13 protein-coding genes are annotated in these 16432 nt (G+C 64.6%); 12 read left to right on the plus strand and 1 reads right to left on the minus strand.

Features of this window, described 5'->3' with window-relative positions; translation table 11 throughout:
• The first annotated feature begins 73 nt into the window (after positions 1 to 73).
• The 12 genes from H2O77_RS04910 (at position 74) to sixA (ending at position 15253) form a co-directional block, all read left to right on the plus strand.
• A complete protein-coding gene (locus H2O77_RS04910; RefSeq protein WP_215824038.1) occupies positions 74 to 412 on the plus strand; it encodes a YkvA family protein in 339 nt (112 codons plus the stop codon).
• Between the two features lie 219 nt (positions 413 to 631).
• Positions 632 to 1018 (plus strand): MAPEG family protein, encoded by a 387-nt coding sequence (locus H2O77_RS04915; RefSeq protein ID WP_215824039.1) that lies wholly within the window; start codon positions 632 to 634, stop codon positions 1016 to 1018.
• Positions 1018 to 2193 carry a PaaI family thioesterase gene (locus H2O77_RS17845; RefSeq protein ID WP_240548718.1) on the plus strand — a complete coding sequence of 392 codons (1176 nt, stop codon included), beginning with the start codon at positions 1018 to 1020 and terminating at the stop codon, positions 2191 to 2193. Before H2O77_RS04915 ends, H2O77_RS17845 begins: the two co-directional genes overlap by 1 nt.
• Positions 2194 to 2537: 344 nt before the next feature.
• The gene (gene htpG / locus H2O77_RS04930; RefSeq protein ID WP_107335276.1) at positions 2538 to 4421 is read left to right on the plus strand and encodes a molecular chaperone HtpG; all 1884 of its coding nucleotides are present in this window, start codon (positions 2538 to 2540) and stop codon (positions 4419 to 4421) included.
• Positions 4422 to 4859: 438 nt separating this feature from the next.
• Positions 4860 to 5768: a glucosaminidase domain-containing protein gene (locus H2O77_RS04935; protein ID WP_215824040.1), complete on the plus strand. Its 909-nt coding sequence runs from the start codon at positions 4860 to 4862 to the stop codon at positions 5766 to 5768.
• Between the two features lie 57 nt (positions 5769 to 5825).
• Complete coding sequence (locus H2O77_RS04940) at positions 5826 to 7883, plus strand: ATP-dependent helicase (protein WP_215824041.1); 2058 nt, start codon at positions 5826 to 5828, stop codon at positions 7881 to 7883.
• Complete coding sequence (locus H2O77_RS04945) at positions 7876 to 9579, plus strand: protein adenylyltransferase SelO (RefSeq protein WP_215824042.1); 1704 nt, start codon at positions 7876 to 7878, stop codon at positions 9577 to 9579. The genes H2O77_RS04940 and H2O77_RS04945 overlap by 8 nt, the downstream gene beginning before the upstream one ends.
• Positions 9580 to 10186: 607 nt before the next feature.
• Positions 10187 to 11404 (plus strand): NAD(P) transhydrogenase subunit alpha, encoded by a 1218-nt coding sequence (locus tag H2O77_RS04950; protein WP_215824043.1) that lies wholly within the window; start codon positions 10187 to 10189, stop codon positions 11402 to 11404.
• Complete coding sequence (locus H2O77_RS04955; protein ID WP_043335532.1) at positions 11401 to 11733, plus strand: NAD(P) transhydrogenase subunit alpha; 333 nt, start codon at positions 11401 to 11403, stop codon at positions 11731 to 11733. Before H2O77_RS04950 ends, H2O77_RS04955 begins: the two co-directional genes overlap by 4 nt.
• A complete protein-coding gene (locus H2O77_RS04960; protein ID WP_043335534.1) occupies positions 11733 to 13121 on the plus strand; it encodes an NAD(P)(+) transhydrogenase (Re/Si-specific) subunit beta in 1389 nt (462 codons plus the stop codon). Before H2O77_RS04955 ends, H2O77_RS04960 begins: the two co-directional genes overlap by 1 nt.
• Before the next feature lie 337 nt (positions 13122 to 13458).
• Complete coding sequence (locus H2O77_RS04965; protein WP_215824044.1) at positions 13459 to 14586, plus strand: NAD(P)H-dependent glycerol-3-phosphate dehydrogenase; 1128 nt, start codon at positions 13459 to 13461, stop codon at positions 14584 to 14586.
• A gap of 157 nt (positions 14587 to 14743) precedes the next feature.
• Positions 14744 to 15253 (plus strand): phosphohistidine phosphatase SixA, encoded by a 510-nt coding sequence (gene sixA, locus H2O77_RS04970; protein WP_054554945.1) that lies wholly within the window; start codon positions 14744 to 14746, stop codon positions 15251 to 15253.
• Positions 15254 to 15394: 141 nt separating this feature from the next.
• Here sixA and H2O77_RS04975 read toward each other — a convergent pair whose 3' ends face one another.
• Positions 15395 to 16345 (minus strand): AEC family transporter, encoded by a 951-nt coding sequence (locus H2O77_RS04975; protein ID WP_215824045.1) that lies wholly within the window; start codon positions 16343 to 16345, stop codon positions 15395 to 15397.
• Positions 16346 to 16432 lie beyond the last annotated feature (87 nt).

Consider the following 16432-nt stretch of genomic DNA (forward strand, 5'->3'; position numbering starts at 1 on the left):
ATATCGCGGCTGTGCTGCCGCGAAGATGAAAAGCTCAGTGAATGAAATTTGTGCTACCCGTGAGGAGTCCACTATGGGCAAGGCATTATGGTTGACGCGATTGTTTGGCCGCCGACATGTGCTGGGCAAGGCAGGCGCCGCCTTGCGCACCATGGGGCCCTTGCTGCGCGACGTGGTGAGCGGACGTTATCGCCCGGTACCGTGGAAGGCGCTGGGGTTGGCGGCCGGTGCCTTCATCTATCTGGTCTCGCCGCTGGATCTGATCCCGGATCTGCTGGTGGGGCTGGGGATTCTCGATGATCTGGTGATCGTGACCTGGTTGCTCGGCAAGCTCGATGATGCGCTGGCCGACTATCGCCTGTGGCGTGGCGAGATTCCCGAACCTGATCCCTCCGACCCGCCGGCTCCCTGAAGGCGTGCAGCGTGGAAACACCATCTCTCTACCAGCCCTGACGCCTGGCACTGGCCATTGGCCGCATGGCAGGGACGCCGCGACCCTGCCATGCTCGTGACACGCTATCAAACACCAGTTTGAATTGGCGCGCCGTCAGTGTCTGATCTGTCGTTTGTTCACAAACGAGACGCGCCGCTGTGGCAACGCCCTGAACAACGCCTTTCAAGGAAATTCTGCATGCTGATCTATGCCTGCCTGCTGTTTGCGGCACTGATGCTGGTGCTGACCAAGGTGCCGGTCGCCTGGGCGCAACAGCGAACCGGACGCTACGACAACCATGACCCGCGCGCGCAGCAGCGTGAACTGACGGGCTTCGGGGCCCGCGCGCTCGCCGCGCACCAGAACACCATCGAAGCCTTTCCGCTGTTTGCCGCCGGGGTGCTGGTCAGCGTGATCACCGCGCCGGGCGCGCCCATCGCGACCACGCTGGCGGTGATCTTCGTGCTGGTACGTCTGGGCTATTGGGGCTGCTATCTGGCCAATATCGCCGCGTTGCGCTCCCTGTTGTGGGGCGCCGGCTATCTGGTTTCCCTCGCATTGATGGCGATGCCGCTGTGGATGTGATGCATGCAGTGCCGCAGAGCCTGCTGGGGCTGGCCGTCAATCCCGCTGACGTGCCGGCTGCGGGTGGCGTATTGGATGACGCCAGCTGGGCGCGGGCGCTGACCGGATTCCTGAGCTTCATTCCGCACACGGCGCGCTTGAACGTCAGGGTCGAGGAGGTCGCCGCGCCGGCCATCCGCATGCAGCTGCCGTGGCAACCGGCCTTGATCGGCGATCCGCACCGCAGGCTGGTACATGGCGGTGTGCTGACCATGTTCGCCGATACGCTGTGCGGCAGTGCCGTGCTCACGGGGCTGTCGGCACCGGAAGTCTGCCCGACGCTGGATCTGCGCCTCGATCACTACCGACCCGGCGTCGAGGGCCTGGCGTTGGTGGGCGAGGCGCGCGTGCTGCGGGTCACGGAATCGATGGTGTTTACCGAGGCGCAGATCTGGCAGCAGCCGGGCAAGATCCTGTGTCGCGCGATCGGCAACTTCGTCAGGCTCGGCGAGCGCAATACGCCCAGCGGCTTTGCCGAGGCGCTGCTGGCGGCGGCCAACGCTCAAGCCCCCGCGAATCCTTCCACGGTCGAGTCGGAACCGCTGGGGCAGTCAGCACAGGCTGCACAGCCAGCAGGCGAGAAAACCGAGCCGCAGGCGCCGCGCGATGCCCAGGACCCGCGCGGCCTGCTCAGTGCGCGGCGTTTCGTCGAAGGGCAGCGCACCCACGCCGACCTGGCGGCGCTGCTGGCGAGTCTGCCCTACGCGCAGGCAATCGGGCTTGGGCTGTGTGCCATTGACGGGCAGCAGGCGGGCGCGGCCAGTGATGTCGAGCTGCATCCTGAGCAGGCGTTGAGCTATTCCATGGCGGCGATGCCCGACAATGTCGGCAACCCGATGCTGCCGGCGGTGCATGGCGGCGTGCTGGCCGCGGCGATGGAAACCGCCGCGACGCTTGAGGTGCTCAGGCGGCATGGGCGCGGTGGGCGTGAAGCGCGCCTGCCCAAGCTGATCGATTTCTCCATCGACTATCTGGCCACGGCGCGCGGCGATCAGGTGACGCGCATCGACTGTGAAGTGATGCGTGAAGGTCGGCGCATGACCAATGTGCGCGTCAGTGCCTGGCAGAGATCCCGCGAGCAACCAGTTGCCAGCGCGCGCATGCACTTCGTGCTGGAATCACTCGCCTCCCCGTGATGGCAGGTGATGCCTGCTCCGCAGGCATCACACTCGAAAGCGCCTCCCTGATGGCTACCTCTCCGTTGGCTTCCTTCGTTGGCTTCCTTCGTTGGCTCCCTTCGTTGCTACCCCAGGGAGCCGCTTGGGTGTTTCTATGGCACACGCCTGGCGCGTATGGCGCAATCATCTGTCGCTAGTGCCTTGAAATCCCTCACCCTTGCCCCATATCTGATCCACGAGTGCTTCCTTCGATCTGCCGCCCAAGAAAGGCAGGCGTCGGCGAGCCGGTTCCATTGTTGCGGGGGCGCTCTGGCCACCGCGAATCTTCTTTTCAGGCATCCACGACATAGAGGTCCTTTTCGATGACGACCGCCACTCACACCGAAACGCATGGCTTCCAGACAGAAGTGAAGCAGCTGCTTCACCTCATGATCCACTCGCTGTATTCCAACCGCGAGATCTTCCTGCGCGAGCTGGTCTCCAACGCGGCGGATGCCTGCGACAAGCTGCGTTACCAGGCGCTGGACAACGATGCCCTCTACGGCAACGACAGCGAACTGCGCATCGAGATCGAGCACGACGCCGAGGCGAAGACCATCACCCTGCGTGACAACGGCATCGGCATGAGCCGTGACGATGTGGTCGCCAACCTGGGCACCATCGCACGCTCCGGCACCGCCGAGTTCATGAAGAACCTGTCGGGTGACCAGCAGAAGGATTCGCGTCTGATCGGTCAGTTCGGGGTCGGCTTCTATTCCGGCTTCATCGTCGCCGACGAGATCACCGTGCGTACCCGTCGCGCCGACCTGGGCGCTGACCAGGGCGTCGAGTGGACCTCACGTGGCGAAGGTGAGTTCAGCGTTGCCGACATCGAGCGCGCCGAGCGCGGTACCGAGATCGTGCTGCACCTCAAGGACGATGCCATCGAGTTCGCTGACGATCATCGTCTGCGCAACCTGGTCACCAAGTACTCCGACCATATCGAACTGCCGGTGCGCATGAAGCGCGTCGAGAAGGACGAGGAAGGCAACGAGCAGGTCCACTGGGAAACCGCCAACTCCGCCACTGCGCTGTGGGTGCGCTCCAAGTCCGAGGTCAGCGACGAGGAGTACAAGAACTTCTACAAGCACGTCTCGCATGACTTCTCCGATCCGCTCAGCTGGAGCCACAACAAGGTCGAGGGCAAGCTCGAGTACACCAGCCTGCTGTTCGTGCCGGGCCGTGCGCCGTTCGACCTCTACCAGCGTGATGCCGCGCGTGGCCTGAAACTCTACGTGCAGCGCGTCTTCATCATGGACGACGCCGAGCAGTTCCTGCCGCTGTACCTGCGTTTCATCAAGGGCGTGCTGGACACCAACGACCTGTCGTTGAACGTCTCGCGTGAACTGCTGCAACAGGACCCGCAGGTCGACAAGCTCAAGTCCGCGCTGACCAAGCGTGGCCTGGACATGCTCAAGAAGCTGGCCAAGGATCCCGAGCAGTACCAGACCTTCTGGAACCAGTTCGGCTCCGTGCTCAAGGAAGGCCCGGCAGAAGACTTCGCCAACCGCGAGAAGATCGCCGAGCTGCTGCGCTTCTCCACCACCGAGACCGACAGCGCGACCCAGGACCAGTCACTGGCCCAGTACGTCGAGCGCATGAAGGAAGGCCAGAGCAAGATCTACTACCTGGTCGCCGACAGCTTCAATGCCGCCAAGTCCAGCCCGCACCTCGAGATCTTCCGCAAGAAGGGCATCGAAGTCCTGCTGCTGACCGACCGCATCGACGAGTGGCTGATGAGCCACCTCACCGAGTTCGACGGCAAGTCCTTCGCGGATGTCGCCAAGGGCGATCTCGATCTCGGCGATGTCGAGAACGAAGAAGAGAAGAAGGCCCAGGAAGAGACCGCCAAGGCCAAGGAAGATCTGGTCAAGCGCGTCAAGGAAGCGCTGGCCGAGAACGTTCAGGAAGTGCGCATCACGCACCGTCTGACCGATTCCCCGGCCTGCGTGGTGCTGCCGGAACACGAGATGGGCTACCAGATGCGCAAGATGATGGAAGCCGCTGGCCAGCCGCTGCCGGAAGTGAAGCCGATTCTCGAGCTGAACCCGGAGCATGCTCTGGTCACGCGTCTGGAAGGCGGTGAAGGCGATTACTTCACCGACCTGGCACACGTGCTGCTCGATCAGGCCATCATCGCCGAAGGCGGTGCGCTGGAAGATCCGGCCGCTTACGTGCGCCGCCTGAACAGCATGCTCAGCGCCTGAGACGGCGGAACGATCGAGCCACTGGCTTGATCAAGCATGTCCGCAAAACGCCCTCGCAGCCTATGCTGCGGGGGCGTTTTGCGTTGGGTGTGTCGTCAGCGATAGCGTCCAGTGCGAGGTGCAGAGCGTGAAGGGCAGGAAGGCGGCAGGGTAGGAAGGGATGAAGGGAGGAAGGGGAAAGAAAAAAGAAAAAAGAAAAAGGGGAGGATGCGCAGGGAGCGCAGGGAGCGCAGAGAGCGCGTCGCGTCCGTGGCGCGAAAGGCGGGCATCGCCTGGCGGTCTGTCGATGACAGACGACAGGGCTTGCTGTGTCTTTCCTCGCTTGGCCGACCGCGCCATCTTCTCGCCCACGCGTTTTTAGGGTTTCATGCAGCCTCATGAGATACGCTGATGGTATCTCGCGTCTTGCTACTGCATCCCTCTCGATGAGCGCAGCACATGACTTACCTACCTTTCTCTGCGGATTGGCTGGCTGGCGGAGTGCGTGGCCTGCCACGCCTGTCTGCGTGGGCCTGGCCGCGGCGCTCGTGGCGCCTGAGCCCTGTCCGTCTGGGCTCTGTTCGTCTGGTCAGTGCCGCCTTGCTGCTGGTGATGGGGCTGGGCTCGATGGCGCAGGCGGCGCGGCTGGATGATGAGCTGCTGGCCCGTGACAAGACCCATCAGATGCCGGACCTGCGACCCTATCCCGCGGGCAACCAGCGCAAGGTCGCATTCTTCGAGCTGATGATTCCGCTGGTAGTGGCCGAGAACCAGCGCATCGCCGAGCAGCGCGACTGGTTGCTGGCGATGCGCAAGCGCGCTGGTGACGGAGGGCGTGACTACAGCGAGCGCGAGCAGGAGCGCCTCAACGGCCTGTGTGATCAGGCCAATCTGCCCTGTGATGTGACGCGCGAGGACATCGGCGTCAGCTGGACGCGCCTGCTGTTGCGCATCGATACCCTGCCGCTGGACATGGTGCTGGTGCAGGCCATCGAGGAGTCGGGCTGGGGGACGTCGGGCCATGCCCGCGACGCCAACAATCTGTTCGGCATGCGCTGCTTCTCGCGCGGCTGCGGTATCGGGCCGCCGGGGCGTGAATATCGGCGCTTCGAGAGCCTGGAGGCGGGTATCGCCGCCTATTTCGACAACCTCAATTCCCAGCGCAGCTATGCCGAGCTACGTGAGCTACGCGGGCGTCTGCGCAACGCGGGCCAGCCGGTGCGCGCCGAAGACCTCATCCCGACCCTGAGTGCCTACTCGACGCGGGGCAACGCCTACTTCACCACGCTCTATGATCTGTTGCGCTGGAATCGTGGCCTGATGCGTACCGTGCGTGAGCGCCTCGCGGCCAATGGCGCCCTGTCCTAGTCATGATCGCGCAGCGAAGGTCTTGCCCCCCGCGCTGACAGGGGGGATCATGCCGCCATGCATCTGAGCAATGATCAACGGCGAATTCTCGCCCATCCCTTTCCCTCGCGCCTGCGCGATCGCGCGCCGGCCAACAGCGCCGAGCACAGCGATTGCGTGGTGGTGCGTGCCTGTGCCGGCAGCGGCAAGACCGTGCTGATGGTCGAGCTGGCGCGTACCTACGCCGACGAGACCCTCATATACACCTCGCTCAACCCGGCGGTGGCCGGGCGGACTGCCAGTCAGCTGCCCGCCAATGTCCAGTCGCTGTCGCTGCATCAGCTGGCGCGCCAGGCCTTGATGGAGGAGTACGGCGACAAGCTCAAGCGGCAGCCCGACATCACGCGCCGTCTGGCGCCGCAGAGCCTCAGCTGGCTGGGCAGTCTTTCCAGTCAGTCGCGCAGCTTGATCGCCCAGGGCCTGAACACCTTCTTCGCCGAGAGCGATGCGGTGCCGATGCCGGAGCACCTGCCCGACGGCGTGGCACAACGGCTGAGCGCCAATGAGCTGCGCCAGCTGGTCGAGAGCATGCGGCTGGTGTGGGAGTGCCTGCTGGACCCCGCCGATCACCAGCAGAGCCTGTCGTTCAACGCCTTGCTCAAGCTGTGGTCACAGCATGGCCAGTCGCTGGAGGCCGACCTGGTGATGCTGGATGAGGCGCAGGACGCCACGCCAGCGTTGCTGGCCATGTTGCGTCGCCAGCGCTGCGACCTGCTGCTGATCGGCGACCCGCATCAGAGCCTGTCGCGTCAGGTGGAAGGCATGAGCTCGCTGGATTCGCCGCTGCTGGCCGATGCCACCGTCTACTCGCTGCCCGGCGCCTGGCGCTTCGGGCCGGCATTGGCGGCGCTGGGCACGCGGCTGGCGGCCTGTTCGCCCACCGCCCGCGAGCAGGCCATGAGCGGCCTCGGCCCGGCGACCCGTCTGGCGCTGCCCGCGGTGCGTGAGGCATTGCTGCACTCCGGCAAGCGCCATGCGGTGATCAGTGCCGGCCCGGTGGCGGCGCTGGGGGAGGCGCTGGCACTGCATCAGCGCGGCATCGCGGTGGCCTGGCTGGATGGCATCGAAGGCTATCCGCTGGCGGGGCTGCTGGATCACTGGCGGCTCTGGCGCGCACATCAGATGGCCGAGCAGGGCGACAGCGCGAGTCAGCGTGAGTGGTGGCGACTGCTGCCTCCCTCCCTGACACGGCTCGGTCAGACCCCGGCGCAGGTGCTGGGAGCTCTGACGCGTCTCGATGATCATCAGGCGCGCAGCCTGCATGAGCTGGCCTCCTGGTATGCCCAGGCGCCACTCGATCAATGGATCGGGGAGCTGCGCAAGCACGATGGCGACCTGCAGGCCGCCATCGTCAGTGCTCACTCGCGGGGACAGTCGGTCGAGCTGCCCACGGTCATGCTGGGGACGGTGTTCCGCGCCAAGGGTCTCGAATTTGATTGCGTGGTGCTGGCCGATGATCTGGCACTGCCAAGCGCGCGCCAGCAATTGCCCAATCAGGTGCTAGTCACCAATCTCAGCTACACCGCCGCCACGCGAGCACGCCAGCTGCTGGTGCTCAATGAGCGCCTGAGTCACTGGTGGCAGGCGCAGGGCGAGAGTGAGCGCTTCCCTCTGCTCGAGGCACTGCCGCAGGCCTGGCTGAGCGAGTCCACGCATGGCGTGCAGGCGCCGCACCCGTGGTGGGGCAAGGCACGCCTGTCGGAGTTGGCGCTGACACCGCGCAAGCGCCTGCTGCTGCGCCGGCATGAGACCTCGCTTGAGGGCACGTCTGCTGCGGCTGGCACGCGCGATCAGGCGCCAGCCTCGGGCGCTCCTGCCAGCCATGCTCAGCACCTGGGCCATGATCAGCACCTGGGCCATGCCCGGGGCTCCGACGATGCCCTGCAGGCGCTCAAGCGTCAGGCACGCACCGACACGACGGCGCGCAAGCTGTATGACATGGCCAGCAAGCTGCCGCCCGGGCGGCCCTCCGGCGGCCTGCGCAGCCTGCTGACCCCGAGCGACGCCGCCGCGTCCACTTCTTCCCCCAGCGAGTCGCCGACCCCCGGCGGCCCGACGGAGCCTCTTGATGAGTGAGTTTGCCCCTACGCCCACCGCGCACGTGCACGACCTGGCGGCGCTGCGCTTCAACAATCGCTATGCCCGCCTGCCGGAGCACTTCTTCACGCGTGTCGCCCCGCAGCCGCGACAAGGCACCCGCCTTGCCGATGTGAGTCCTGACTGCGCCCGCCTGCTGGGGCTGGAGACGCCCTTGACCTCCGACGCCTCCAGCGAGGAGGCGCTCGAGCAGCTGCGCCTCTTGATGGCCGGTGAGCAGTTGCTGCCGGGCATGGACGCATTGGCCCAGAAATACACTGGCCATCAGTTCGGTCACTACAACCCGCAGCTCGGCGACGGGCGTGGCATTCTGCTCGGCGAGCTTGAGACCGATCACGGCAAGACCTTCGATCTGCATCTCAAGGGCGCCGGGCGTACGCCTTACTCGCGCTTCGGCGATGGTCAGGCGGTGGTGCGCTCCAGTGTGCGCGAGTATCTGGCCAGTGAGTACATGGCCGCGCTGGGCATTCCTACCAGCCGCGCGCTGGCACTGGCGGTGAATGCCGAGCGGGTTCAGCGCGAGACCGTCGAGCCCGGCGCTACCGTGTTGCGCGTCTGCGAGAGCCACCTGCGCTTCGGGCACTTCGAGTGGCTGGCTCATTCCGGCCGGCATGAAGACCTCAAGACGCTGATCGATCACGCCCTGCGTGAGCACTTTGCTGAGTGTCTGCCTGAGGGGCTGACTGAACCACTGCCGGAAGGCGGCGCGCAGGCAGCGGCGGACCAGCCGCTTGCGGACCAGCCCCTTGCAGATCAGGTGCGCGTGACCAGTGCGCTGGCCATGTTCGAGACAGTGATCACTCGCACCGCGAAACTGATCGCGGCCTGGCAGGCCTACGGCTTCGTGCATGCGGTGATGAACACCGACAACATGTCGCTGCTGGGGCTGACCTTCGATTACGGGCCCTACGCCTTCCTCGATGGCTATGAAGAGAACCTGGTGCCGAATCATACCGATCAGGCCGGGCGCTATGGTTTCGCCCAGCAGCCGGGCATCGGGCTATGGAATCTGGAGCGACTGGGGATCGCACTGTCGCCGCTGATCGATGTCGACGCGCTCTCCGCCGCGCTGGGCGCTTATGAGGGCGAGTTGCAGCGTGAATATGCCCGCCTGATGCGCGCGCGTCTCGGGTTGCCGGATGCGCACGATGAGGACATGACGCTGGTGCAGCAGTGGCGCGAGCTGCTGGCGGCCGGCAAGGTCGACCACACCCATGCCTACCGTCTGCTCAGTCATTGGGATGTCACGCAGCCCGCGCCGGAAACGCTGGTCGTGCGTCTGGCGGGTGAGCGTGGGCCGCATGGCAACTCGGCCCAGGCGCGCGATGAAGCTTCGGCGTGGCTTGAGCGCTATCAGGCGCGCGTCATGGCCATCGGGCTCTCCGCCGAGGATGAACGCCAGCGTCGTCTGGCCATGCTCGGCTGCAATCCGCTGTATGTGCCGCGCACGCATCTGCTGCTGGAGGTGATCGCACGGGTCGAGCAGGGTGATGACACTACGCTCAAGGCCTTGCGTCAGCGTCTGGCGGCGCCTTTCTTCCGCCCCGAGGAGGGCAGCCTTGAGGCGGCGCTGGCGCTGGGGCAGGCGCAGGGCGTCGCTGCCGAACTCGTCGATGACTGGACACGGCCGCCGGCGGCGAATGCAGCGCCGATCTGCATGAGTTGCTCGTCCTGAGCGGTTCTCATGGAGGAGGCCTGAACTGCTTCGCTGACAGCGCAAGCCATGGCCGGACATCCGCTTGGCGCAATGCAGGAAACACGCGCTGACACTCAAGTCATCGTCACGAAAATGGGATACTGCTGTGGCGGTATCCCATTTTTCATGGCAGGCACTATGGCAGCCATAAGCTCGAGATTATGCGATGCATAACACAAAGCTGAGCTATTCTTGGTGGGGTGCCTTTTGTAAACTCATTGCAAATCAGTCACTTGGTAGTGTCGCAAGGCGCCTGTCAGCATAAGGCAGCTGTTATGGCTGCCATAACGATAGCTTTATGCTTGATTTTATTGCTTTTTTGCAATGCAGCGCTTGACCCTGATGCACCGACAAGAAAAGACTGATGCTGGACACTCATCGTGTCGCGGGTGATGTCAGGCCTTCTGGCCATGCGTGAGTCACGGCTTGCGATTCAGGCAAGTCTCACCTGTGACAGGCAATAACGTCGCTGAAAGCGCCTCCGGCAGGCAGGATGGCGCGAATCAGCGCTCAACAGGAACGACGCCATGAACCTTTCAAGGCTGGCAGCCTCAGGCATGAACACGGACGTGAAACGAGGTGCGCGATGCTGAATATTCTAGTCGTGCGCGAGATGCGTGCACCGGACCTGGTGACACTCGACGAGGGGGTGAGCAGCACACTGGCACGCGGGGAATGCCGCGTCGCGCTGGACCCGGTGACGGCCGGCAAGCTCGCGCGTCACCTGGACAGCAGCGTCAGTGCCACCAGCGATGCCATCGTGCACGTGGAGAGCGGTGCCGGACGTCATGCGCACTTCGATGATGCGGCCTACGCCGCCCAGGCCGGGGTGGCGGTCGTCGCCGAGGCCGATATCGCGGCGGCGCGTGCCGCGGCGGATCTCGTGCTGTGCGTGCGTACGCCCAGCGAGTCACAGATCAGCGAGTTGCGTGAAGGCGCGGTGGTGGTGGCATTGATGACGCCGTACCAGAACCCGCAGCTGATCAGCAAGCTTGCCAGCCAGGGGCTGACCAGCCTGTGCATGGAATTCGTGCCGCGTATCTCTCGCGCCCAGAGCATGGACGCCCTGTCCTCGCAGGCAGGTGTCGCGGGCTATCACGCCGCGCTGCTGGCGGCCAATGAGTCCTCGGTATTCTTCCCGATGCTGACGACTGCCGCCGGTACCGTGCGTCCGGCGCGTGTCGTGGTGGTCGGTGCTGGCGTGGCGGGTCTGCAGGCCATCGCGACCGCCAAGCGTCTCGGCGCGCAGGTGTGGGCCTATGACATCCGCGCTGCCGCGCGTGAGCAGGTCGAATCGCTGGGCGCCAAGATGATCGATACCGGCGTCGATGCCTCCGGCGAGGGCGGCTACGCCCGCGAGCTGACCGATGACGAGCGCGCCCAGCAGGCCGATGCGCTGGCACGTCACATGGGCGATGCGCATGTGGTGATCTCCACCGCCGCGATTCCGGGGCGTCCGTCGCCGCGCATCATCAGTCGCGAGATGGTCGAGGGCATGAAGCCCGGCGCCGTGCTGGTCGATCTCGCCGCCGAAGGCGGTGGCAACTGTGAACTGACCGAGCCCGGCAAGCGTGTCGAGCACGCCGGCGTCACGGTACTCGGCCCGCTGGACATGGCCTCGAGCCTGGCGGTCAATGCCAGCGAGATGTACGCCAAGAACCTCTTCAACCTGCTGACCCCCTTCATGAAGGACGGCGAACTGACGCTGGACTTCGAGGATGCGGTGCTCGGCCCGATGCGTCTGACCGAAGGCGGCCGCATCACCCACGATGACGTACGCGCTCGCGCGGAGGACGCCGCATGATCGAAGGACTTTCTGCCGTATACATCCTGATGCTGGCGGCCTTCGTCGGCTACGAGGTCATCTCGCGTGTGCCGGTGATTCTGCACACGCCCCTGATGTCCGGTTCCAACTTCATCCACGGCATCGTGCTGGTCGGGGCGATGATCGCCCTCGGACAGGCCGAGACCGGCATGCAGCAGTTCATCGGCTTCATCGCCGTGCTGCTGGGCGCCGGCAACGCGGTCGGCGGTTATGTGGTCACCGAGCGCATGCTGGAAATGTTCAAGACCAGTGATCGCAGCAAGGGCACAGACGCTGCCAATGGCATCAACGACAAGGAGGCTCGCTGATGAACTGGCTGGTCGAAACAGGGTATTTCGCGGCGGCGGTGGTCTTCATCCTCGGCCTCAAGCGCATGTCGCATCCTTCCACGGCACGCAGCGGCATCCATTGGGCCGGTATCGCGATGGTCGTGGCCACGCTGCTCACCTTCCTGCATCCGCAGATTGATGGCCGTTATGGCCTGATGCTGCTGGCCATCGTCATCGGTGGCGGTATCGCCTGGTACTCCGGCAACAAGGTCGAGATGACCGACATGCCGCAGATGATCGCCATCTACAACGGCATGGGCGGCGGTGCGGCAGCGGCGATCGCCGCGGTCGAGCTGATGCGCATGAGCGACAACCCGGCACTGATCGAGCAGCATGGCTCGCTGGCGCTGTGGCTGGGTGTACTCGGGGCGATGATCGGTGCGGTGGCCTTCTCCGGTTCCATCGTGGCCTGGGCCAAGCTGGATGGGCGCCTCAAGAAGGCGTTCAACTTCCCGAGTCAGCAGCTGATCAACATGATCGTGCTGGGCCTGACGGTCTATCTGGGCGTCGTGATCGCGGCGGTGGAACCATCAAGCTCGCTGGTGCTGGTGTTCTTCGCGCTCGCGTTGCTGTTCGGCGCGATGCTGGCTCTGCCCATCGGTGGCGCCGACATGCCGGTGATCATCTCGCTGTTCAATGCGCTGACCGGCCTTGCGGTGGCGATGGAAGGCTTCGTGCTCGGCAATGCCGCGATGATCATCGCCGGTACTGTCGTCGGGGCGGCCGGTACGCTGCTGACCCAGCTGATGGCCAAGGCCATGAATCGTCCGATCCGCAACGTGCTGTTCAAGCAGTTCGGTGGCGCCTCCGGTGTCGAGCAGGGCGAAATCGAGGGCAGCATGAAGGCCTCCGATCCGATGGACGCCGCCGTGCAGCTGGCCTTCGCCGAGCGCGTCATCATCGTGCCGGGCTACGGCATGGCGGTGGCACAGGCGCAGCACAAGGTCTGGGAGATGGTCGAGCTGCTGGGTGAGCGTGGCGTCGAAGTGCGCTTCGCGATCCACCCGGTCGCCGGTCGCATGCCGGGCCACATGAACGTGCTGCTGGCGGAAGCGGGCGTGCCCTACGACATGATCGCGGACCTGGACGAGATCAACAACGACTTCGAGACCACCGACGTCACGCTGGTCATCGGCGCCAATGACGTGGTCAATCCGGTCGCCAAGAACGACGCCTCAAGCCCGCTGTACGGCATGCCGATCCTCAACGCCGACCAGTCACGCAACGTGCTGGTGATCAAGCGCGGTCAGGGTTCCGGCTTCTCCGGTGTCGAGAACCACCTGTTCTATCTTGACCACACACGCATGGTGTATGGCGATGGTCAGAAGGTGGTCGGCGACATGATCACGGCCCTCAAGACGCTGTGATCTGACGCCTCGGCGTGATGGGGGCAAGTCTGCCGCCATCACGCCAGTGCTGAACAGACCGGCAATTTCTGCGCCTCAGGGGCAGGGATTGTCGGTTTTTTTGTACATGTCGAGAGTTCATGCATATCGAGAATTCATGCATATCGAGAGTTCATGCGTATCGATGGTGCATGCCGGTAGATTGCTTGCGAGGCGCGCGTGGCAGGCGCGTCACTCAGGCGCAGCCCCCTGCGTTGGCCACGAGGTCTGCGCAGACATCTCTTGTTCAGCATTCTCTGACAAACTATGAGTACAATGCCTGCCATTCACTGAGCACATCGTCATCCAAGGAGTCAGCATGTCTGCCACTACCCCTTCACCTCGTCGGGCCATTCGTGATCGCGAGGTAAGCGAAACGACCCCTCAGGCGGTGGGACTCAATGTCTGCGTGCTGGGTGGCGGCAGCTTCGGGACCGCGATCGCCTCGATTGCCGCCGACAACGGTGCCAGCGTCACCCAGTGGATGCGTGATGCCAGCCAGGCCGAGGAGGTCAACACCCGGCACCGCAACTCGGGCTATCTGCCGGGCTTTGAGATCAATGCCTCGGTGCGTGCCACCACCGACATGGCCGATGCACTGGCCGAGGCCGAGCTGGTCTGCGTGGCGATTCCCTCCAAGGCCTTCCGCACGGTGGTCCGTCAGGCGCGTGCCCACCTGCGTGAAGGGCAGATACTGGTGGCCACCACCAAGGGCATCGAGAGCGAAGGCTTCACCCTGATGAGCGAGGTGTTGGAGCAGGAAACCGGTTTCACGCATATCGGCGTACTGTCTGGCCCCAATCTGGCGGCCGAGATCGCCCAGCGGCAGCTGACGGCCACGGTGATTGCCTCCGACGATGCCTACACCCGCGCTCGCGTGCAGACGGCCTTCGGCTGCGACTATTTCCGTGTCTACGCCAGCAATGATCGCTACGGCGTCGAGCTGGGCGGGGCGTTGAAGAACATCTACGCCATCGCGGCCGGCATGGCCGCGGCCCTGGGCATGGGCGAGAACACCCGCGCCATGCTGATGACCCGCGCGCTGGCCGAGATGAGCCGCTTCGCGGTGGCCAAGGGCGCCAATCCGATGACCTTCCTCGGCCTTGCCGGCGTGGGCGATCTGATCGTGACCTGCTCCTCGCCGTTGTCGCGCAACTATCGGGTCGGCTACGCACTGGGAGAAGGGCGCACCCTCGAGCAGGCGGTCGAGGTGCTGGGGCAGGTCGCCGAGGGTGTCAACACCGTACGATTGGTGCAGGATGAATCCGAGCGACTGGGCATCTACATGCCGCTGGTCAGTGGCATGGCCAAGGTGCTGTTCGAGAATGTCGACCCACATCACATGGCCCGCGCGCTGATGGGCGGTGAGCAATCCAGCGATGTGGAATTCGTGCTGTCGCGTGAGTCGGTGCAGCAGGCGCGGCAGTTGGAACCCGACGGCTCCTGAGGACTCATAGCAGGTAGCGGGTGATGGAGCGTGTTTCGCCATCCCCTTGTCTGACTCGTGCAACGCTCCGGTTGGCGAGTCCCTGGTCATCGGCCGCAGCGACAGAGCGAGTGATGAAGCGCTTGCGCTGCGGCAGTCATCTTTTCAGGAGAATGTCATGAGTGTACTGATCATGCGCCACGGTGAGGCCCAGGCCGGCACGCCGGACCCCAGCCGCGAATTGAGCGAATATGGCCGCGAAGAGGCGCGCCGCATCGGGCGCTGGTTGGCCCATCAGCTGCCCGCCGAGCGTCGTGCGCGCCTGACGCTGGTCGTCAGTCCGTTCACCCGCGCCCAGCAGACCGCCCAGGAGATCTCCTCGGCGCTGGAGCTGAGTGGTGAGCAGCAGACCACGCTCGAGATCATCACCCCGGACGACCCGCTGACGCCGGTACTCGACTGGCTGCAGACCCATGTGCCGCCCACTTCTGAAGGGCGCGAGCCGCGTGACTGGCTGATCATCAGCCACAATCCGCTGGTCTCGAATCTGGCCAGCGCCCTGGTCGATGGCCCCGGCAGCACCCAGTTGGCCTTTGCCACCGCAAGTCTTGCCTGGCTGGACGCCGATGTCTGGGCCGCTGGCCTGGCGGATCTGCACCAGTTCGTGAGCCCGGCGGAACTGGCGTAAGTCACGCGCGGCTGTCATGAACCACAACCACTGAACCACAACCATTGAGCCACAACGAAACGCCCCCGCCAGTCTGCACTGGCGGGGGCGTTTCGTTTTGACATGCAGCCAGACCGCTGCTGCTTGATCAGAGCGCTGCTGCTAGACCAGACCGCTCAGCTTGAGCACGAAGATGCCTGCCGTGATGGTGATGCCCGCCATCAGGGTGCTGATGGCGATGATGTTGGCGGCCAGGCGGTCATTGCCGCCCATCGCCCGCACCATCACGAAGCTTGCCGCCGCCGTCGGCGAGGCGAAGAACAGGAACAGCACCCCGAGTTCGGTACCGCGGAAGCCCAGCAGCACGGCGACGGTGGTCGCCAGCAGCGGCACGCTGATCATCTTCATAAGGCTGGCGCTCAGCGCCAGCTTGCGGCCTTCACGCAGCGAGCGCATCGACAGGGTGCCGCCGATGCAGATCAATGCCAGCGGCAGCGTCATGCGCGCGAAGTAGTCGCCGGAGGTCTCCAGCCACTCGGGCAGCTGCCAGCTGAATGCCGCGAAGGGCAGGGCGGCCAGCACGCCGAGAATCAGCGGGTTGGTGATGATGCCGCGCGCGATGCCACTCCAGCTGGTGCGGCCATCGCCGAGATAGCTCGACAGCACCACTACCGACAGCATGTTGTAGGACAGGATGACGACGCCCATCAGGATGCCGCCCATCGAGAGGCCGAGATCGCCATAGAGGTTGGCGGCCAGTGCCAGCCCGACGATGGCGCAGTTGCCGCGAAACGAGCCCTGGACCACCTCGCCGCGTTCATTTCTCGGCACGCGCAGGATCGCCCAGCCCCACAGCAGCAGGAAGGTGCCCAGTGTCGCCAGCGCGAAATAGGTCAGCATGCCCGGGCGCAGGGCGTGATCCAGGTCCGCGCGCACGATGGAGAGGAAGACCAGCGCCGGCATGGTGCCCTTGAACACCAGCGATGAGGCGGTGCCGATGAAGGTGTCATCGATCCAGCCGAGGCGTTTGAGGCCCAGGCCCAGAAATACCATCGCGAACACCGGAACGGTGACGTTCAGGGTCGCGACGAACAGCGCCAGCATGTCGTTCATGAAGTAGTCTCGCTCATTTCCGCCCTTGTCCTGTGAGTGTTGCGGTCTGTCTGGTGAGGCTTTTGGTCAGCGTCTGACGAGCGTTGC

Origin of the sequence: Cobetia sp. 4B (assembly GCF_018831605.1) — a bacterium.
In the GTDB taxonomy this organism is placed as follows: Bacteria; Pseudomonadota; Gammaproteobacteria; order Pseudomonadales; family Halomonadaceae; genus Cobetia; species Cobetia amphilecti.